The sequence below is a fragment of the uncultured Desulfovibrio sp. genome (genome assembly GCF_902477725.1).
Lineage (GTDB): Bacteria > Desulfobacterota > Desulfovibrionia > Desulfovibrionales > Desulfovibrionaceae > Desulfovibrio.
Map to the genome: position 1 here is coordinate 44,838 of NZ_CABSIF010000014.1, position 20,260 is coordinate 65,097.

Annotated in this window: 14 protein-coding genes, 2 tRNA genes and 2 pseudogenes; 13 read left to right on the forward strand and 5 right to left on the reverse strand. The window is 45.4% G+C overall.

Annotated elements, in window-relative coordinates; all coding sequences use genetic code 11:
- Nucleotides 1–163: 163 nt before the first annotated feature.
- Nucleotides 164–239: transfer RNA gene (locus tag RDK48_RS12525), tRNA-Lys, on the reverse strand.
- 499 nt (nt 240–738) lie between these two features.
- Here RDK48_RS12525 and RDK48_RS12530 point away from each other — a divergent pair.
- Nucleotides 739–825: transfer RNA gene (locus tag RDK48_RS12530), tRNA-Leu, on the forward strand.
- A 142-nt stretch (nt 826–967) separates the two neighbouring features.
- On the opposite strand, the pseudogene RDK48_RS14985 reads toward RDK48_RS12530, so the two are convergent.
- The 3 genes and pseudogenes from RDK48_RS14985 to RDK48_RS12535 form a co-directional block, all read right to left on the reverse strand.
- Nucleotides 968–1,486 (reverse strand): annotated as a pseudogene (locus RDK48_RS14985) (IS3 family transposase); the annotation flags it as partial.
- Nucleotides 1,459–1,683, reverse strand: coding sequence for an IS3 family transposase (locus RDK48_RS14990; RefSeq protein WP_366125095.1), 225 nt, complete (start codon nt 1,681–1,683; stop codon nt 1,459–1,461). The gene RDK48_RS14990 and the pseudogene RDK48_RS14985, both read right to left, overlap by 28 nt.
- Nucleotides 1,684–1,949: 266 nt before the next feature.
- A pseudogene (locus RDK48_RS12535) lies at nt 1,950–2,207 on the reverse strand (transposase); the annotation flags it as partial.
- Nucleotides 2,208–3,507: 1,300 nt separating this feature from the next.
- Between RDK48_RS12535 and RDK48_RS12540 the strand changes: the two are divergent.
- From RDK48_RS12540 to RDK48_RS12595, 12 genes are all read left to right on the forward strand, one after another.
- Entirely contained in the window at nt 3,508–5,109 is a 1,602-nt protein-coding gene (locus RDK48_RS12540; RefSeq protein WP_298995300.1) for a radical SAM/SPASM domain-containing protein, read from the forward strand.
- A 22-nt stretch (nt 5,110–5,131) separates the two neighbouring features.
- Nucleotides 5,132–6,373, forward strand: a complete 1,242-nt coding sequence (locus RDK48_RS12545; protein ID WP_298995306.1) for an FkbM family methyltransferase — start codon at nt 5,132–5,134, stop codon at nt 6,371–6,373.
- A 29-nt stretch (nt 6,374–6,402) separates the two neighbouring features.
- Complete coding sequence (locus RDK48_RS12550; protein ID WP_298995309.1) at nt 6,403–7,158, forward strand: nucleotidyltransferase family protein; 756 nt, start codon at nt 6,403–6,405, stop codon at nt 7,156–7,158.
- 19 nt (nt 7,159–7,177) lie between these two features.
- On the forward strand, nt 7,178–7,747 hold the full coding sequence (gene gmhB, locus RDK48_RS12555; protein ID WP_298995312.1) for a D-glycero-beta-D-manno-heptose 1,7-bisphosphate 7-phosphatase: 570 nt from the start codon (nt 7,178–7,180) through the stop codon (nt 7,745–7,747).
- Entirely contained in the window at nt 7,734–8,360 is a 627-nt protein-coding gene (locus RDK48_RS12560) for an SIS domain-containing protein (RefSeq protein WP_298995315.1), read from the forward strand. The genes gmhB and RDK48_RS12560 overlap by 14 nt, the downstream gene beginning before the upstream one ends.
- A 29-nt stretch (nt 8,361–8,389) precedes the next feature.
- On the forward strand, nt 8,390–9,628 hold the full coding sequence (locus RDK48_RS12565) for a glycosyltransferase (RefSeq protein ID WP_298995318.1): 1,239 nt from the start codon (nt 8,390–8,392) through the stop codon (nt 9,626–9,628).
- A 176-nt stretch (nt 9,629–9,804) separates the two neighbouring features.
- Nucleotides 9,805–10,608 carry a kinase gene (locus tag RDK48_RS12570; protein ID WP_298995321.1) on the forward strand — a complete coding sequence of 268 codons (804 nt, stop codon included), beginning with the start codon at nt 9,805–9,807 and terminating at the stop codon, nt 10,606–10,608.
- Nucleotides 10,601–13,408, forward strand: a complete 2,808-nt coding sequence (locus tag RDK48_RS12575; RefSeq protein ID WP_298995324.1) for a glycosyltransferase — start codon at nt 10,601–10,603, stop codon at nt 13,406–13,408. Before RDK48_RS12570 ends, RDK48_RS12575 begins: the two co-directional genes overlap by 8 nt.
- A gap of 244 nt (nt 13,409–13,652) precedes the next feature.
- The gene (locus RDK48_RS12580; RefSeq protein ID WP_298995326.1) at nt 13,653–14,594 is read left to right on the forward strand and encodes an FkbM family methyltransferase; all 942 of its coding nucleotides are present in this window, start codon (nt 13,653–13,655) and stop codon (nt 14,592–14,594) included.
- Between the two features lie 354 nt (nt 14,595–14,948).
- Complete coding sequence (locus RDK48_RS12585) at nt 14,949–16,250, forward strand: glycosyltransferase (RefSeq protein WP_298995329.1); 1,302 nt, start codon at nt 14,949–14,951, stop codon at nt 16,248–16,250.
- Between the two features lie 16 nt (nt 16,251–16,266).
- Nucleotides 16,267–17,580 (forward strand): glycosyltransferase family 1 protein, encoded by a 1,314-nt coding sequence (locus RDK48_RS12590; protein ID WP_298995332.1) that lies wholly within the window; start codon nt 16,267–16,269, stop codon nt 17,578–17,580.
- Between the two features lie 50 nt (nt 17,581–17,630).
- Entirely contained in the window at nt 17,631–19,472 is a 1,842-nt protein-coding gene (locus RDK48_RS12595; RefSeq protein WP_298995335.1) for an ABC transporter ATP-binding protein, read from the forward strand.
- Between the two features lie 234 nt (nt 19,473–19,706).
- Here RDK48_RS12595 and RDK48_RS14995 read toward each other — a convergent pair whose 3' ends face one another.
- Nucleotides 19,707–19,964, reverse strand: a complete 258-nt coding sequence (locus tag RDK48_RS14995; RefSeq protein WP_366125080.1) for a transposase — start codon at nt 19,962–19,964, stop codon at nt 19,707–19,709.
- Between the last annotated feature and the right edge of the window lie 296 nt (nt 19,965–20,260).

Genomic DNA, 20,260 nt, shown 5'->3' on the forward strand with positions numbered 1-20,260 from the left:
GCTCTGGGCCTGTGCGCGGTTTCGGCTGCGTGACAGCGGAAGTAGAGCATAAGAAATCGGAACATTGAAGATCAAAAAAACCGGCCACTGGCCGGTTTTTTTTGTAACTGTCGATATAACAAAAGAAAAAAGGTTCGCGGTGTAACCGCGAACCTGGATTTTCTGGTGGGCCATCAGGGACTCGAACCCCGAACCAACTGATTAAGAGTCAGCTGCTCTACCAATTGAGCTAATGACCCGCATTGCGTGAAGAGGTGTTTACGCAAATGGGGGACAAGTGTCAAGCGGATACGATTTTTTTTGTAAAATTATTTTGCGCGTCAGACCATTACCTGCAAATCTCGATGCGGTAGAATCAGTAAATTCCCGCTCTAGGCGGGGAAATTTTAAAGCTTGAACGAAAAGAAAAAGTTTTTTGCCTGCAAGGCATGGCAATCTAGCCCCGGGCTGCTTCCTCGTGAATCAACTCAGTAAAATTAGACAGCCTTATAGGAGTGCCTGACAGGATCGGGCATTAAAAGACCGTGATTTTGTTTTGCCGAAACGCAATCTGTTAAATTGGCTCTAAATCAAAGATGGGGCAAGCCATGCGTGAGCGCTGTCTGGCTGCATTGCCGAGCTGCTTTTGGCCAATCAGAGAGACAACCGCGCTGAGGGCTTGACGAATCGGCGCACCTTGGGCTACAAAGCCACTCACGTCATGCATATGCGGCATTGCCCATGTGCCTTGATCAGTCTGCCGGGATGGTGGAATTGGTAGACGCAGCGGACTCAAAATCCGCCGAGGGCAACCTCTTGCGAGTTCAAGTCTCGCTCCCGGTACCAAAAAAGTAAGGGCTTGCAGCAATGCAAGCCCTTTTTGTATGTAGCCCCCCCCCCCGCTAGGTGGTCTGTACCCCGTCAAGTAGACAGTTAATAATGCCCCGTCTTTGAGGTAGAGCCTGATTAAGCGGCCAGTTTTTTCCCGGTATTCTACTGTGGAAAGCTGGCCGAGCCTTTTTTGAAATCGTTCGGTGTTGTAGAAACGTATATATTCTTCAACCTGAGTGCTGGCTTCTTCTTTGCTCTGCACTGACTTCCCGAGAAATACTTCAGCCTTCAAATGTGAAAAGAATGACTTAACGCATGCATTGTCCAAGCAATTGCCTTTGCGCGAATGACTTCCATGAAGTTGTAATTTTTCAAGCTGGTTATGATACAACTTGTGCGTGTATTGAAATCCTTGATCTGAATGCACAACCGCACCTGGCATTGCCGTAAGTTTATCTAATGTGGCGAGTACAAGAGCAAGGTCATTTCTGGATGAGATGGCGTGAGCCACGACTTCGTTGTTGCACAAGTCTTGCACCACAGACAGATAAATAAAGCCACTAGTTGTAGGCAAATAGGTTATATCTGTCGCCAGTTTCTTGTTGGGGAGTTGAACTTTGAAGTTACGCCCAAGCAAATTCGGAAATACTATGCTGCCAGATTTACCAAAGTACCGACGTTTTTTTTGCGAATGACAGACTGGATGCCGAGCTTATGCATAAGCCTATAAACACGTTTGTGGTTCACAATAAAGCCTTCACGCCGTAAGTCCACCGTCATGCGGCGATATCCATAAAATGGCCGCAGGGAATGGATAGCTTTAATATGGGCTGTAACTTCGGCTTCACTATCAGCTCTTTGGCTTGCCACCATCCATTTATAATAACCTGATCTGGACAGGCAGAAAAGTGAAGTAGTGTTTTCAAAGATGAATAATTGCGCATCTCATCAATTATTTTGAAAAGAACTCTTTTTGGTGCGCTCCCCATTCGTGCCCGAATCGGGAGCGATTCAACTTTTTTAAATAGTCTAGCTCTGCTTTTACATAGGCGAGTTCTTCTTCTACAGATGAGAACTTCATTTTTGGTCGCCTACGATGTTCCGCATGGCTGCCCTATTAGCTGTGGGCTTCAAAAGTTTTTTGAGATCACGTCCTTCAGGACGACAATATCAAGTGCCTGCTCGCCTACAAGTCTTTTCAGCCGTGCGCTTTCTTCCTATAACTGGCGTAACCGCTTTGCGTCAGAGATGTTCATTCCACCGAACTTGCTGCGCCATTTGTAAAAGGTCGCATCCGAGATGCCATGCTGACGGCACAGATCAACGACACGAACTCCAGCCTCAGCCTGCCGCAAAATCCCAATAATTTGCTCTTCGATGAATCTGCTACGTTTCATTCTTGTGCTCCTATGTCAGGAACACTAACTTTTCAATGGCATACTTCTCGGGGGGAGGGTCACCTCCTCCTTAGTTAGAGGGGTGTCCGGTCGAAATGGGGGCTACTCCTGCCATCATGCTGCTACCAGAGCCGAAGTCATGAGTGGCTGCAAGCCCTGAATATGACCATCCATGCGCACTTTCTCGAAGGCCTTCGAAGGTAGGGTCTAAGCCTGATGAAGATAACGGCTGCCAACCGACAGGGATGGCTTTTATGCGCGGATGCGCAACACTCGGCATCACACAGGCATTCACCAATTATAACTATCCCAATGGAAATGCAGATGCCGAACGGACAATGCGCACAATTAAGGAAGAACTCTTTTGGCTGTGCGAATGGAGCAGCCTGGAACATCCGAACAACGCGCTTTATGGCCGGAAGCACACTACGTGCATCAGCAGACTGGTAAAAAACTGGAAGGATTCTCCCTTAAAGGCCGCTTGGTTTGTGGGGGGGCATTACAATGGTCGCTCAATGTTCTTGCCACGAGGCGCATGCGACACTTCTAAAGGCTCCGTTCAGCACTTTGCAGGCAAAACCTCTTACTGATTTCCGCAGGTGTAATGGGGATTGCTTTGTAACGTAAGCTTCCTTTTTGTTGCTTTTACCCATCTACGGAGCTAGGGTGTCCAGAAGGATTTAAAGGTACTTGGGCACAATAAGTCTAAGCCTTTTGAATTCCGTGAATGAAGTTTATTTGTAATGACGTCATATTTGGCAGGAACACGATTGGCGATTGTAGTTTACTTCTGCCCAATTTGCGGAGCATGGGTGAACAGAAATATAAACGCGGCCATTACATCCGGGGAATACACTACAGAATCTGAAAATTAATTAATGTATTTTGACTGTGTTGCGTCCTTACTTAATATATTCATGCTAACTTAAATATGTTGAATTGCCACAAAATTGTCAAAATCGGTAAGGCCCCGCCGTTTTATTGGTATGCGCCATCAACTAGTTCTGTAATATTTTAGGCTTGTTGAGGTAGACCCACTCCAAAAAACTAATGAGATTTCCATGGGGCAAATGGTGAGTTGCCGAATAGTGACGCTGGCTATTGATTTTCTTTGGTAAGATACTTAAGGGAGCCAACATAGGCGTCCATGCACTCTCGATCTCGTGGAGTGTGTTTTACTACTTTTCTCTAGCTTGTGGTGTTGTGGCAAAATCTACCGAGTGGAGTGAAATGACGGGGCAAAATTGAGTAAGCTATTAGGGCCGTGATATCCAAATAATCGAACTACGAGGTTGAAAATATGTTCCCAAAGCTGCATTCACTGCTAAATAAAAAATTCCTTGATATTTCCGCGGCATTCTCGCCATTCATCCCAGATACGGTTGAAGGTGCGGCAATCTTGGTGCAAAAACATGCGGGCAGCGATGGTTTAACAGCAGATCGTGCCGTTGTAGCTGCTCTTTCCGAATTTTATAGCCGCTTGCAGAAGGCGGATGACAATGAAGCTCTTGGCAGATTTGAACGGGAAATTTTGCCACGCGTCAACTGGAAGGAAACATTTCCATTTTTTGTCCATAGTGAAATAAAGCATGATAACGGGGAAATAACGCATTTACTCAAGATTGATAATTCCACATCGAGAGAAAATTTCAGTGGTGGATATAAAAAATTATCTTGTAAAGATATTCATAATTTAAACGATAAAAATCTTTATTCAACTTTGGAAGGAGGGCATTTGCATCTGCAGATTACTGCACGTTGCAATATGCGCTGTTCTTTTTGCTATCAAAAAGACTGGGATCTGGATCGACAAATGTGTCCTGACATGGATCCCAAATGGATATATGAATATTGCCGTCCACTTTATGAACGCATTCAGGAAATTAATGTTTTCGGCGGTGAAATTACAGCGATTTCCGAAGGGTTCAAGGTTGTTTCCTTTCTTGCCCAAAACTATCCTGCAGTGACAATTCATATGGAATCTAATGGACTAGCTTTTACTGAAAAATGGCAGGATTTTGCCGTTACTAATCTTATGTATATGTCTTTTTCAGTAAATGCGGCGAGCCCGGCGACATTCGCTCGTGCCATCTGGCCCGAGGGAGGCGAAAAGGCCTGGAAGCGAGTACATGAGAACATCAACGCCTATGTGCAAAAATTGCGTGAAGCAGATCTGCAAGCATTTGCACCTGTAATAACCATGGTTGTTTCACCAGAAACGGCCCATGAAATTATTGACTTTGTCCGTATGGGATTGTCTTGGGGGTGTCGTCGCATTCATCTGCTCATGAACCAGCAGTATCTACACCTTGAACGTTTCCCCACTCCTGTTTTGGATTGGGCTTTGCGTGAAATGCTCAAGATGGAGCGGGTGCTTGCGGGTAAGGTGCGACTGGAAGTTAAGCTTTTTCTGCCGGAAAAAATCGCAGCTGCGGCGCAGCGGGATGTAGATGCTATCCCTCTTGAGTCATTGAAAGAAGAATATGCAGACCTTCTTGAGCTTGCAGCCGGGCGTAATGAGGAAAGAGAACATCAGGAACGCATGACCGCCCGCAAATCCCACGGCAAAAAGAATGTTGAGCGAGGCCAAGAAGTCGGCAGTAGCTGCGGTCATTATTTTATTAATGCTGTAAGTGAAAATCATCAACGCCTATGCGCAGATCCGTGGAACTCTTTGACTCTCTCGCAAAACGGTATGGTAGTGTCTTGCAATTGGAATTATGCTTATCAAATAAATTTGAAAGACTATTTAAAAAATGAAATGATCGATTGGAATGCAGTTCTCAACTGCGAAGAATTTAGATTGATGCGGTGGAAAATATTGAATTCAGATTTCTCAGGGTGTATGGCTGGTTGTCCGTATTTGCCTCATGTTGCCAAAGATCTGCATTACGGTATCTAACCCCATGCTAAGGAGTTCTTTAATGTTATCACGCTGTTTGCGCATGCTTAGGTGTTGCTTAACGCCTCCTACATCTCCGATACCGCCATGTGAAGAGAGGCAAAATTCTGACACTTTTGAGGCCCTTCTTGAGTTGAAGCAGGCGTTTTCTGGTGCTGACGGTATGACTTCTGACTCAGAACAAGTGGGCATTTTGCTGAAAAAGTTTTATGCGTTGCCTGAGCCATGCAGAAAGGCGCAAGAAGCAAGGTTTGTCTCGCTGATACTTGAAAATATTAACTGGAAAGAGGCCTTCCCTTTTGTTGAGAGGATTGATGGAATCACGGATATATCTGAGGGCGCTTCCTTCAAACAGTATTTTCTTGAGCATAATATTCCAGAAATATTGTGTATTCTTAAAAAAGGACTGGATGCAGAATCCCTTGCTGTTGTAGACCATTTCATGTTCAAGGCTCTCCGTTTGCCAGAATATCCTGCGGAAGTTGCTGGAAAACGTTTTTTTGCGTTTTCTGCACTCCTGCGAAAAATGTTTCAATCCCCCACGGAAAAAAAGTCAGAAGAGCGCTACGAAGCAGAACTCCCGACGTATCGTCAAAATTTTCACTATGCCGAATTCAATGCATACTTTGAGCCAAGTGTTTTCCTTTTTCATCATGGGTTACGCAGCAGAAGCAAGGCTGTCCTCGACTACATTCGCCACAAGGACTTCATTGATGGTGGCGCCTGGATTGGGGATAGCGCATTGGTGCTTGGCAAATACTACGAACCAAAAAAAATTCATAGTTTTGAAATTAGTCCCGCAACATGTAAGCGTTACGACGATGTCATGCGAGCCAATGGTGTGGAAAGTTCCTGCTATGTCATCGTCAATGAAGGACTTGGGGAAAGGAAAGGAAAAGGCCTTTTTGTGGATAATTCAGGGGAAGGGACATCACTGCTCGCCCGAAGGGAAGGAGAAGAAAGAGAGATAACCGTTTGTAGCATTGACGCTTATGTGGCAGCACAGCGTCTGCACGTGGGTTTTATCAAACTCGACCTTGAAGGTTTCGGCCTTGCTGCGCTCAAGGGGGCACGGGAAACCATTATAAGTCAGTTGCCAGTGCTTTCTCTCTCTCTCTATCACACCCCAGAAGAATTTTTTGAAACAAAGCCGTACCTTGAATCTTTGACGGATGCCTACACACTGCATGTGGAACGGCACCATATAGACTACACGAATTGCTGGGATACAGTCCTCATGGCAATTCCCAAAACCTTGCTATAGACCATCACACAGACAGGCCAGAAATCAAGATGAACTTAGAACAGAAAGCGAATACATCCAGTGCTCCTTCACGGTTACGCCATGCCGCCCCCTTTGAGTGCATTGTGCTAGCGGGTGGATTGGGAACACGCCTGCGCCAGATTATTCCAGATATTCCAAAACCACTAGCGCCCGTTGCCGGGAAGCCTTTTTTGGATATTCTTTTAAGCTCGTTGGTGTGTAAAGGTTGTGCTGGATTTGTGCTCTCTGTCGGGTACCTGGCCAAAATGATTATGAATCGCTACGGGAAATATTTTGAAGGGGTGCCTGTCCGCTATGCTTTGGAAGAGGAGCCCTTGGGAACTGGCGGAGGTCTTCGGCTAGCCTTGAATGCTTGTGACACAATGATGCCAATTGTTGTCAACGGCGACACTTTTACGGACGTTGATATCTCAGCTTTTCAGGCATATTGCGCCCTTACTTCCCAGCCAGCACTCGTTGGAGTATGGCTTGACGATGCTTCACGATATGGGCATCTACGAGTCGCAGATGGCAAGATCGTTGGATTCGTCGAAAAAGGCCAACCTGGCCCAGCCTTGATCAGTGCGGGGTGTTATTGTCTCCCCAGAAGCGCACTAGAGGCGTTTCCCGAAGGGCATGCCTTTTCACTAGAACAGGATTACTTCGCTCATATCGCTGCCCGCTCGCACCTTGGTTTATTTGTCGCAGATGGTCTGTTTATCGACATTGGTGTACCAGAGGACTATGCTCGCGCTCAAATTATTTTTGAGAATATGAAAAGCTAATATCTTGAGGGTGAGTACCTTGACTGAACCCCAACTCTCCCCGGTTGTTTTTCTTGACAGAGACGGGACATTGAACAGAGACACTCGGTATCTGCACTCATGGGATGATTGGGAGTGGCTTCCAGGTGTGTGTGATGGTTTGGGTAAATTGCAACAGGCTGGATTTCGTCTGATTGTTGTCAGCAATCAGGCAGGAGTGGCACGCGGATTTTATGGCGAAGCAGATATTCACAGGCTACATGAACGGGTCAATGCAGAATTGTGGCATTTAGGAGTGCACATAGATGCATTTTATTACTGTCCACATCATCCGGACTTTACTGGTCCATGCTCTTGCCGTAAGCCTGAACCAGGCATGCTGTTGCGTGCCGAGGCAGAAATGAATATTGATCTGCAGCGCTCTTGGTTGATCGGTGATGCATACACGGATATGAAAGCGGCGCTATCTGCTGGTTGTCGCCCAATACTGGTTCTTTCAGGCAATGCAACAGAATTTAGCGGGCCCATCCTCAGTGGGGTGACTGTCTGCGATAACTTCATGATGGCAACACAGCATATATTGAAGGACGTATGCAATGGACTACATTGAGAATATGATTTTACGATATCCTGAGCTGTTACCGTTGCGTGCCGCTTGTAATGATGCCGTGAATAGTCTGGCTCAAACGTATGCCAAGGGTGGCAAAGTCATGACTTGTGGCAATGGAGGTAGCGCAGCTGATGCTGAGCATATTGTTGGCGAGTTAATGAAGGGTTTTCTTCTCCGTCGTCCTCTTGGCAGAGCGCAAAGGGAACGCCTTGCGCGCAGCGGTTGCTCGAAAGATCTGGTTGAACGACTCCAGCAAGGCATCCCAGCCATTTCACTAGTATCAGGCGTTGCACTGCCTACTGCCTGTGCAAATGACATCTGCAGTGATATCGTCTTTGCCCAACAGATATTTAACCTGGGCAAGGCCGGTGACACTCTTGTCGCCATCAGCACTTCGGGCAATTCAGCCAATGTACTTGCAGCCATGCATGTTGCAAAAAGTATGGATATTCAAATTATTGGCTTGACTGGTAATACAAAAAACGCGATGTGTAGTTTGGCGGATATTCTTATTGACGTGCCTGCCATTGTTACTCCTCATATTCAGGAATGGCATATCATCGTGTATCACACACTGTGTGCCGCTCTTGAGGCACGGTTATTCACGGTTTAGCTTCTATCCACCGGGCAATGCGTTTAATTGTGAATTTAAAATTTATTTTTTCAACATTAAATTTTACAATATTAAACGAGAATGATGTGATACGTTTTATTTGGAGAAAAGCACCTAACATTTTGAAAGAATTGGCTATATGGCTTATTATTCGCTACGCGGTGCCGTCGCGCCGGAAATCTCCTGGTAATATTGACGATATTGAGCAGCCTTCTGACCGTAAACTAATGGTGTTTGGAAATTTTAGGGGCGGCGGTGGGATCAGTCGTTCTGCTGAGAGATATTGCGAGAGACAATCCATACTGCAATGCAACCCGGTGCTGGTGGATACAACGGATGCGACATGCCAGCCAAATCGTAAAGGCTGTACTTTTTCGACTCTGACGCTACAAGAAGCGAGGGAGTACACAGCACCCGCGACAATCGTCATCCATTTGAATCCCCCCCATTTCCTGCTCGCTCTGGCACGACTGGGTAAAAAATTTCTCAGCAATAAACGCATTGTTGCTTACTGGGCTTGGGAACTGCAAAAATTACCAATGGTTTGGCGATGTTGCCTAGACGTGGTGGATGAGATTGAAGTGCCGAGCACATTTACCAAAGACATTATTTCAAAATACACAGCTAAACCAGTACGGGTGGTGCCGCCAGTAGGTCAACTCGCAGCGTTCAACTCGGATCGAAAATCCTTTGGCACTACTGGAAAACTGCGTTGTCTGTTTATTTTCGATCTAGCTTCGTCTATGGAACGCAAGAATCCCGAAGGCGCAATCAAGGCATTTTGTTCTGCCTTTACCCCGATAGAAGGCGAGCTGACGATAAAGGTGCTTTCTCCGCACGCTTCCCCTGCGGCAATGCAGAAATTATACGAATGCGAAAAGAAAATTCCACACTTGCATGTTATTTCGGAATGGCTTACTGATTCACAACTCGATACACTATACAGGAAACATGACGTTTATCTTTCGCTCCATCGCTCTGAAGGGTTTGGGTCAACTATCTTTGAGGCCACTCGTAAGGGCCTCTATGTTGTTGCTACTGGATGGTCAGGCAACATGGATTTTATGCGAGGGGATAAAGTATTCCCAGTGCCATGTGTACTGAAAGACGTTCCCCATAGTGTTGAGCAACAGCTTGGAATTTGCGGTGCCCAATGGGCGCACGCTGACACTGATGCTGCGGCGCGCATACTTCAACAAATATTTACAATTGTTTTTCCTGGCCGCACCTTGTGTAATTCATCATTACAAAAGGGAGATATAAATTGATTATTTCAAGAACCCCTTTTCGCGTATCTTTTTTTGGAGGTGGAACAGATTACCCCTCTTGGTATCGTGAACATGGTGGTGCAGTGTTATCCACTACAATAAACAAGTTTACATATATAACATGCCGTTGGCTTCCCCCCTTCTTTCCCCACAAGTACCGTGTGGCGTATTCAAAAGTGGAAGATGTCAGATCGCCGGAAGAAATAATTCACCCTGCAATTAATGCGGTGTTATCAGCATATGAGTGTGAAAATGGAGTTGAACTGCACTCTGATGCCGATTTGCCAGCCCGCTCAGGGCTTGGGTCTAGCTCTGCCTTTTTGGTCGGCCTGCTGCATGCTATGGAAGCCCTTCTCGGTAAAAGGGTTTCACCCATGTGGCTTGCTAAGGAGGCCATCCGTTATGAGCAGGATGTTCTCGCGGAGCATGTTGGTTCACAAGATCAAGTAGCTGCGGCCTGCGGTGGGCTCAATATCATACGATTTGGCAAAGATGAAACCATTACAGTGCAGCCTGTGGTTATTCGAAAAACACGTAAAATAGCGCTGTCTGAACACCTCATGCTTTTTTTTACTGGTTTTTCCCGCTCTGCCTCTGAAGTGGCACATGCACAGATAAAGAATATAGGCAACCGAGCAGAAGAGTTGCACACTATGCGCGCCATGGTTGACGATGCCCTGAGTATACTAACTTCAGAAACTGATATTTGTGACTTCGGAAAACTGTTGCATGAATCATGGATGTTCAAACGCAAACTCTCAAATCGGATCACAACGGATCGGATTGATGAAATATATGAGACAGCACGCAAGGCTGGAGCAATAGGGGGAAAGCTCCTAGGGGCAGGGGGAGGCGGATTTTTTCTTCTTTTTGTACGCCCTGAAAACCAGCCCGCCGTTAAGGAAGCACTCGGAAAATTACTTTATGTTCCTTTTGAACTTGAGAATAGCGGCTCTCAAATAATTTATTATAATGAATAAGTTTGTTATGAATACCCCGATTCCGTCACTGTTCGTTTGTTTCCTGCTTGTTCCTTCTGCGTATTATTATTCAGGAGGGCTAACTAGTTTTCGAACCGGGTTAATGCGTGGCCGCACTTTTTTCCAAGAGGTCATTACCTCTCGAAAAAAAATAGGGCGAATTTGCTCACAATTTCCGCGTTATCAAGCAGTGCCGACTTTATTCTTATTTTTTACAGCATCCTATATTTTCAAGCATGGGGGTATCTGGGGCGGGATTGTCAACGCTGCAGTAAAGTTGCGTAGCATTGGCATCAAGGGAATTCTATTCGCGAGTGCGGCAAATATCCATAATTTGCGCGTAAGTGGCGTAAATCCCCACCAGAGAATCCTCCTGTTTTTTTGTAAAAATATGAAGCCAAGCCGTCTCATGCTTTCTTTTTTGCACATTCTGAAAATTAACAAATATGAGATTGAAGTATTTACGGAACAAAACACTTTTTTTGTAAAGAATTTTTGCCGATTACGGCACCTTGGAGTACGAAGAGTTGTTGCCAGTAGCGCCCGTGCAAATATATTGGACTATCTATATGATATTGGTGATAGCTATTCGGTCTACCTTCTTCCACCCGCAGGACTGCACCATGTCGTGCTTGACTGCATTCGATACAATTCACCCAGAGCAAAAATTATCTGTGTGTGCGAAGACTCTGAAGAAGTACGTCCTCTTGACACAGATCTCCTTGGAAAAATTGATTATCTTATTGCCGGTCAAGTTTCTTTCAAGCCAGTAGGCCTTTCCATCATCACCCCACCCAATCTGTCAGGTAATTCCAGCCACATTGAGCAGGATGATGTCATAGCCTTCCTGCAAAAATGTGAGCTGCTATCCCCATCAGTATTGGCCCAATATTTTACACAGAAGCCATTCCCCGCAGCTATTCCAGGCGATCCGGCCTTATCTTTTGTCGTAAAAGTGCCCAGGGATTCTGGCAATATTAAAGGAGTCGTAAGCGCTTTGCTTGATGCAAGCGACAAGGCATGCCTCCCATGCGAAATCATATTTTGGGGAGGCGATGTCCCAGCGTGGGCTTCCGAGATGAATATTCCTTGGCAACATGCCCGCGAAGTTGATGGACTGTCTCTAAAAAGTTTGAGATTTCTCGAATCGGTTTGCCAAGGTGATTATATCTTGCTGGCTGGTGCAGAAGAGCTTCTGATGGGTGGATTGGCTGAAGGGATTGCCATTTTGAAGAATTCCCCCTCAGTTGCAGTGTGCGGTGGTCGCCTCCTTAGTCTTCAAGGCTCCTTGTGTGAAGCTGGTGCTAGGATGAACGGTGGGCGTATCCAGCCCTTGGGGCAAGGAGAAGCGTGGAATGCACCATTTTTTATGGTATCACGTTCAGTGCCCTTAGTTTCCACCAATCTGGCTTTGTTCCGGAAAAAGGATGGACTGTTTTCTTCTCAAAGGCATGATGTGTTGTTTTTCAACGAGAGTGGCGGATATATTGGATTTTCAGGCGAACTTCCCCTAACTATAGTGTGCCCGAATATGGAGGCATACCTACTTGGCGGAGAGCAATCAAAAGATTGCCAGCTTCCCCCTATTTGCGATACCTCCGCAATTCAAATTGCATCTCAGGATCGCTATCGGGCAGCATCGCAACTTTCCAACGGTGAACGTTCTTTGAACATTCTTTACTATTCACCGTATCAATCGCATCCCGCCAGCCACGGAAATCGTAGTACAATCCAATTTTTCGGCAAGATATTCAGAGAGAAAGGATGCAAGACTCACTTCGCCTTGCTAGGGCTTGATCGCTATACACCAGAAGATCAACAAGCCATGCGCGACGCCTGGGATTCCTTTACCATATTGCCATACCCATTCCAAGACGATAGCTCATTGGGAGAGGATATTCCCTTTGACGGTTGGTATGAAAAAGGATTGGGTGAGCACATTGCCTATCTGTGCGCAAAATTCAAGATTGATATCTTATTTTGCTCCTATGTATTTCAGTCAAAAATGTTGGAGTTTGTGCCACCCCATATTCTCAAGGTCATTGATACACACGACAAAATGGGAGGCCGCTACGAGGCGCAGAAGGCACGAGGGTTAAAGACAGAGTTTTTTTCTTGCACACCCGAAGATGAGGGGCGCTATCTGCGCAGAGCTGATATTGTTGTGGCCCGGCGAGCAGAGGAGGCTAACTATTTCAATGAGGTTTCAGGGCGTGATACCGCTATTGTTATTCCACATGTTGAGCCCCCGCATTTTATTGAACGCAAGTATGATCGTTTGGCTTCGGTAGGAATTGTGGCCAGTGCCAATAGAATTAATCTTGATTTGGTGACTGATTTTTTGCTTGCGCTCAAATCGAAGGTAGCCGATGTGCCGTTTTCTGTGCGCATCGCAGGTCAGGTCTCCACCATGCTTGACGACGTCTCAGCGGATAAGCGATGGATTTTTAATGAGCCATGGGTTTGCATACTTGGGTTCGTGGATGATATCAAAACGTTTTATGCAGAAGTCGATGTTGTTGTTTCCCCCGTACTGTTAGGCACAGGTATAAATGTGAAAACTGTACAAGCCATGGCATACGGTATGCCGTTGGTCACTACAGCGTGTGGCTGCAAGGGCATTGAAACTGGTAATCCCATGCATTCACAATTATCTATGGGTGGTGTTGTTGACTGCGTACTTCTGTTGCATGCTGAGCCGCAGCGACTAGAGTCTTTGGCTGACTGCAGTAAAGAGCGATATGATACATTTTATAAAACTAGTTTAGAAGAATTTGACACTTTACTCAGCTCTTGCTGATGGACAATGTGGAATTAGATATTAGATGAGAAGGGCATTGATAATGCATGCGTATGAGGATTAATCGAAAAAAACTTTTTGCATATATTGTTTTTTTAGCAACCGGAGATGGATTGAATCTCTAGAGCTGTCTGATGTTTTTGCAAAACCCTACATAAGCTATATAATGTGTTATATGTCAGGGTGTTTAATCACATTAAAAACAACTTAGCTGAGAGCTACTTGCCTATTTGGGAGAATAAAAATGATTCAACAGATCAAGCATTATATCGAACGTCTCCTTTTCGTTAGACACGCAAAGTACATATCAACGCAAAATTCTTTAGAACAAATCACTGATATGATTGAGGCATATACAAGTTGTGATACGTTTACTTTTAAGATGACGAATTTTTCGTTATTAAAGGAAGAACAAAAACCAGAATATGCTGATGTGTGGTTTTCTGAACGGCAGGTTCACGATGAATGCTATAATGTGTTTTCTTTTTTTAAAGACAATGAGTATATGATATTAGATATTGGCGCAAATGCTGGATACTCAGTGACATCATTTTACTCAACTGGGGTTACCTGCCCTATATTTTCATTTGAAGCATTTAATATTCACCAAAAAAATCTTGAATATATTAAGAATAAAATTGCTCCTTTAAATAATTGCAAATACAATTTTTCTATAACTGGATTGTCTGACGAAGAAAGTAAAGTGCGCTTCATGATGCCAGTCATTAATCAAACAGGGATTTCTGCACTTGCGAGAAGTAATATTAACGACCCGCAAGCTCTTGCTAATTTGATTGATCAGTACATTAAAGATTTTTATAAAAATAGTAAAAATTATCTTTCTATTGCTGAGTTCGATATTACTCTGTCAACTCTGGATAAATTCATTTTTGCACACCCTGATGATTTCCAGCTCCCTGTAGCTGCTATGAAAATTGATGTTGAGGGTATGGAATATAATGTATTACGTGGTGCGGTAAATACTATAAAAAGGTTCATCCCTCTAATAATGTCCGAAGGTGATGATCAGAAGATTAATAGTTTCCTTACGCCTCTCGGGTATCACAAAGGTTTTTATTCAAATGGATGTATAAGCTTTGATTGTGAAAACAAATTTTACAATGTATTCTATGTTCACAAAAATAACATACCTAAATATAAAGAAATTGGGTTAGTGTCTTTATAATTTTTTGATTGTGTCTAATGAGGACTCAGAATGTTGGCGGTTAAAATCCGCTCCAGAGAAATATACTTAAAAATATGTAAGGTGATAAAACCTAAATGTGATGTCTAGTTTGTTGCCTGCCTTGAGACGGCAACACTGGAGTTATCATGCAGCAGAGACGGAAAGAGTGCCCTGGGGATGGTCATGGAAATATGATGTTAATGTTATGGAAATAGATATTCTCAAGCTACTTTTTCAACGCCCTTGACAAAGGGGCCTAAAAGAACTGTTGAGAAGGCAATGCTAAACCATTTCCCGTCGCATAGAGTCGAATAATGCCTAAAGCCGTTTATTGCCTCCGCAATCATAAAAAGTATGCCATCATTTTCTAAAGCCCTTGACCTCTGGCGCAACGATCGTGCTTTGTTTTATCGACGCCTTAAGTCTAATCTCGCTCGATCTGTAGGTACTGCTTCGGCGTTCTTCTCCGGTGAAAAGTCACTGTACAGCGATCTTTTGCCAGACCCGCCTCAAACAGACTCTGTATCGCGCTGCCTAATTGTCTTTAGCTGCAACCCCTTTCTTCCAAGCGGAGTTGGCGCGAGTATTTTGGCCCAATGTTCGTTACTTGTTGAGATGGGTTATGTGCTGGATGTTCTTTTCTATGTGCAGGATGAGTTTTCAAGGGCATCGCGCGAGGCGCTATTGCGTCGCTTTGACCGAGCAGCAGTGATTTTCCCCAAAATTTCTTGTCAGAGTCGATTAGACGATGGGGTCACTGCCACAAATTTGGACGAATGGTGCGGGGGAGAACTGCTGGACGCTTGCGCCCAAATGTTGAAAAATGGTCATTATGCGGCGGTCATCGTTCATCAGCCGTGGCTTTCCAAAGTCTTGGAACTTGTTCCTGAGGGAATAAAAAAATATCTCTTTATGCATGACAACTTTGCCGGACGTGCTGCCCTGTTCGAAAAGCAGGGGTTGCCCAAGAGGCTTGCTTGGTTGAACCTCAGCGATAAGGAGCAGGCACGATGCATGCTCCGTGCGGATATTATTTTTGCAGTTCAAGATGAGGAAAAGACAATATTCGAGCAACAGACCAATGCTGAACGGCAGGTTGTTACGGTAAAGATTCCTTTTGCCGACAACACCGCATATTCGCTCCCACGGCGGCGAGGCAAGCTTGCAGTGGGCATAATTGCTAGCGCCAATGAAAATAACCGGAACGCGGTAATCGATTTTGTGCGACTATGGGAGCGAGAGCCAGTATTGTGCTGTGGAGCGGAGTTGCGTATTGCTGGTGATGTCGGTTGTTTTGTTTCTTCCCAAGAACCTTCCGTGCATGTCCTTGGGCGTGTGGAAAGGCTTGAGTCTTTTTATGCCGATCTCGATATGGCCGTTAATCCTGATTGTAGTGGAACTGGTATCAAAGTTAAATCACTGGAAGCACTCAGCTTTGGGCGTCCTTTACTTTGTAGCCTTGCCGGAAGTGCAGGGCTTCATTCTACATGTTCTTGGCATAACCTTCTTGATAGGCCAGCCATGGTTGCCAGCGTGATCTCTTTGATTCAGCAACCTGCTTTGCTGCTTTCTTTACGTGACACTTCTATTGCGTTATTTCGCAAGTACAGTGATATGGAAGAATATATTAGAGTGTTGCACCCGAGGCAGGTATAACTTGCACGAAGATTTTATGAAGGTTCCTCCTGTCTTAATTTTTTTTGACGCGACACCCTTGGCCCTTTGGGAGCAAGCAGATATCCATAAAGTAGGTATCGGGCGGATGGCCACGCGAACCCTTAGGGCGTTGCTCCTTCGTGACGATGTCCATGTTGAACTTGTGTGCCCGTGCGGCATGGAAGAATTCGTACAGCGTTTTCAGGCCAAAAATAATTGGGCATGCAAGGCAGATGTCATCGCTATTGCGCAGCCTCCAAGGAGAGGGCGTTTTTTACACCTAAAGGAGTGGGCCAAGAAGCTGGGCCGTAAGCTCCTCGCTCCTTTACCGAGCAAGCTGCAGGGCGGGATCAAGCGTCTGGCGAAAGTTTGCCCGTTTGCATCTTACGCTCGGCCAGATAAAACGCTACGGAAAGTTGTGTCTTCGCGTTTACCTGCACAGGGCGTAGCTGTTTGGTTCTCTTGTTTTCAGCCAATACCAGAGAGTATTGCCCACATCCCAGGTCTGCAGACACATGTAGTGTTACACGATATTATTCCCTTACGCTTGACATCCAAACACCCATTCCAAGCTCCATGTCTGGATCTTATGAACCAGCACCTGCAAAAGGCAGATGTTATCTGGGCTAATTCTCAGTTTACCAGATCTGATTTTCTTGAGTATTTCTCCGCTGAGCACAAGAACAATGTATACGTGGCCTTGCACGGCGGCGGAGATCATTTTCGGCCATCGTGTCCAGAGCAAATTACCGCCAGCCTTACGATGTACGGCGTACCTGAGCAAGATCCTTACTTCGTGTGCCTTGCCACACTTGAGCCCCGAAAAGGACTCTCGATTGTAATCAAAGCCTTTAAGCGCCTCGCTGAAAAACGAACGGACATCCATTTGATCCTGATCGGGCAAAATGGGTGGAATTGCGGCAAAATTTTGCGGGAAGGGGCAGAGACCGGGCGCATTCATCTGACTGGTTTTGCATCAGACCAAACTGTAGCTGCACTTTTGACCGGTTGTCATGGTTTTTTATACATGTCTGAATATGAGGGCTTCGGGCTCCCCGTATTGGAAGCCATGTCTTGCGGAGCCCCGGTCATAGCAGCTGCAAGCACTTCACTATTGGAAGTTGCCGACAATGCAGCGATTCTTGTACCACCGGGCGACGTAGCCTCTCTTAGCCGTAACATGTTGCGACTCCTTGACGATCCAGAATTGCGGGCAGATTTGAGGCACCGAGGCTTAATCTGGGCACCGAAATTCACTTGGAAAAGATTTGTTGAAACTATCCTGAGGGGCATTAAGGCAAGGAAAGAAGAAAGTACTTCTGTCCATTAGTGCGCTCAACTGTTACTGCGATTAATAATTAAAAATGGGGCACATGTACCATGTCTCTTTTTGTTAATTTTAAGAATATGTTGTTTAAGGACTTTTTAGTAATTTACAAAATAGTTCCATCATATATACAACGAAAAGTTCTATTTGTGTTTTTACTTATGATTTTCCTTGCTATTTTTGAAGCATGCTCTGTGCTTTCTTTGTCATTTTTGGCATTGAGCATCACTTCGCCCGATAAGGTAATGGAGCTGTCGTTTGTTAGCCAAATATTCGCTACTTTCCCTGTGTTCCAAAAACTGCAGGCGGATGTCCGAATGTTTGCACTCTGGGTGGCTGTCCTAGTCGCAGTTCTGACAGCCGCGAAGAATATCATGTCTGGGCTTGTTGGGGCGCGTACGGCCATCCTTGGAGAAACCGTTTCCCTTTATGCCGGGGATACTCTATTTCAATATTATTTGAATAGCCCATATCTTGATTATCTTTCTGGAAAAACGCAGCATATTTTCCAAGTTATTTCCTGGCGCGGGCAGCTAGGATTCTTTCTCGTTAATTTGATGCAAGTCTATACCTATATTTTTATTTCGGCTTCTCTGTTTTTAATACTTGTTTCGGCTACCCCGGAAGTTTTACTCATAACTTTGGGTGCTGTTGCTATATTGTGCTATTTTATTTATAAAACTATAAAAAAGGCTGTTGATATTGCAGGAAAAGAATCATCGGAATACTCTAATGTTGAGTATCTTGCTCTTGATAATGCCAAACGTGGCATGATGGAAGTCCATATTTATCGTCAACAACAGTATTTTTTTAATGCTTTTCATACGGCTGGTTCTAAAGCAATGCCAAGCCGTGCTCTTATCACAGTTGCACCACCTATCCCAACTTGGATTCTGGAAAGTGTTGCTTTTATTGTGATCCCGGCAACGCTCTGGATAATGGTAGGGCTCTATGATGCATCCATGTCTCGCATCACAGGCGTCTTGACCATGATCATGCTGGCGTCTTGGCGAGTGTTGCCCTTACTCAATCGGTCGATGACTAACATGGTAGCACTGAGAGGGGCACGTTATGCAGCCCTGCAGTGCGTGGATTTTCTTCAAAAAATTCATGAAAATCCGTTGCCTGAGCCGGAAAAAGCTGCAAAACGGCTTGAATTTTCCGAAGGAATTGCGTTTGACAATGTTTCTTTTTGCTATCCGTTGTCAGAGCAACCCAGCCTTCAAAGCGTATCTTTCAAAATTTTTAAAGGAAAAAGCCTGGGGATCATCGGGCAGTCTGGCGCAGGTAAAAGTTCCTTGGCCAACATCCTTAGTGGACTTATTAAACCCACGGCGGGGCGGATGCTCGTGGATGGCAAAGAACTATCTGCATCGGAGCAAGTTGCATATATGCTGGGGGTGGGTTATGTGGCGCAGGCTCCATACCTCGCGCCAGGAACCCTTGCGCAAAACGTAGCATTCAGCCAATGGGGACGAGCATATGATCCGGAAAAGGTACGGGACGCTTGTCGACTTGCCCATCTGGACATTGTAGATACGCACCCCCGAGGCATTGAACTACCTATAGGGGAAGGTGGAACCGGTCTTTCTGGAGGTCAAGCACAACGCCTTTCCATCGCTCGTGCCCTATATGCATCACCGCAGCTTTTGATCCTTGATGAAGCTACAAGCTCGTTGGATTTGGGGGTTGAAGTTGCAATAATGAAAACAATAGCAGAATTACCAAAGTCCGTTACTGTGGCGATTATAGCACACAGGTTGTCTACTGTAGAGTGGTGTGACGCTATTTTGTGGATTAAAAATGGCGAGATTGCAATGTATGGAACTCCTTCCGAAGTTTTGCCAAGCTACAAAAAGTATCTCAACGTTGCTTCTGATGAATGTAGCACGTAGTCTATTGGTATCCTGAGCATATAATCGTATTGGCATATTGATCTTATGCCCCCCCGTGTGTACTACTTGCAACTTGCTAATTCATAACGAGTTGCAAGGTGGATTCTTATCGTTGAATTCCCCGGAAGTCAGGGCAATCCATTAGCTGTTTTTGGCAGATGCTGGTTAGAATTCTGTCCATGTGTCTCAAGCGCACCTTAGCTGTCCAATAGTCATCATCCCGGGATGATGACCTTACCCCACTGTGCATCTCACTTGTAAGTTAGTGGTTTCCAATGGGTTATATTCTTTGCACGGAACTCTTCCTGTGTCAGCCAGCCCAATGAGCTGTGCGGTCATCGCTGGTGTATCCTGTCGCCATGCTTCAACCGTTCTGCGGGCATCGTGCAGGGACAGAAACACGTTCTGATTTAAACACTCATCCCGGTATTTTCCGTTAACACTTTCAATGTGCTCATTATCCGTGGGTTTCCCTGGACGAGAGAACTCAATCTACACACCGGGCTCAAAAGCCCATGCCCCCAGGGCTTTATCGCTGAATTTAGGCCCGTTATCAACCTCGATTCGTTGCGGTAACCTTCCTTGACGGCGTAGTTTCTCAAGGACGCGCAACAACTCGAACTTCAGGCAACGGCATGTCCACTTCAAGCGCCGGACTTGAGCGACCCCATAGATCGGCAATTGTCAAAATCCAGATGCGTCGCCCCCCACAAGAGAGTCGCTTACAAAATCCATCGGCCATTGTTCATCTGGGCTATCAGGGCCAGCCTGGACAATACGGGCCTAGC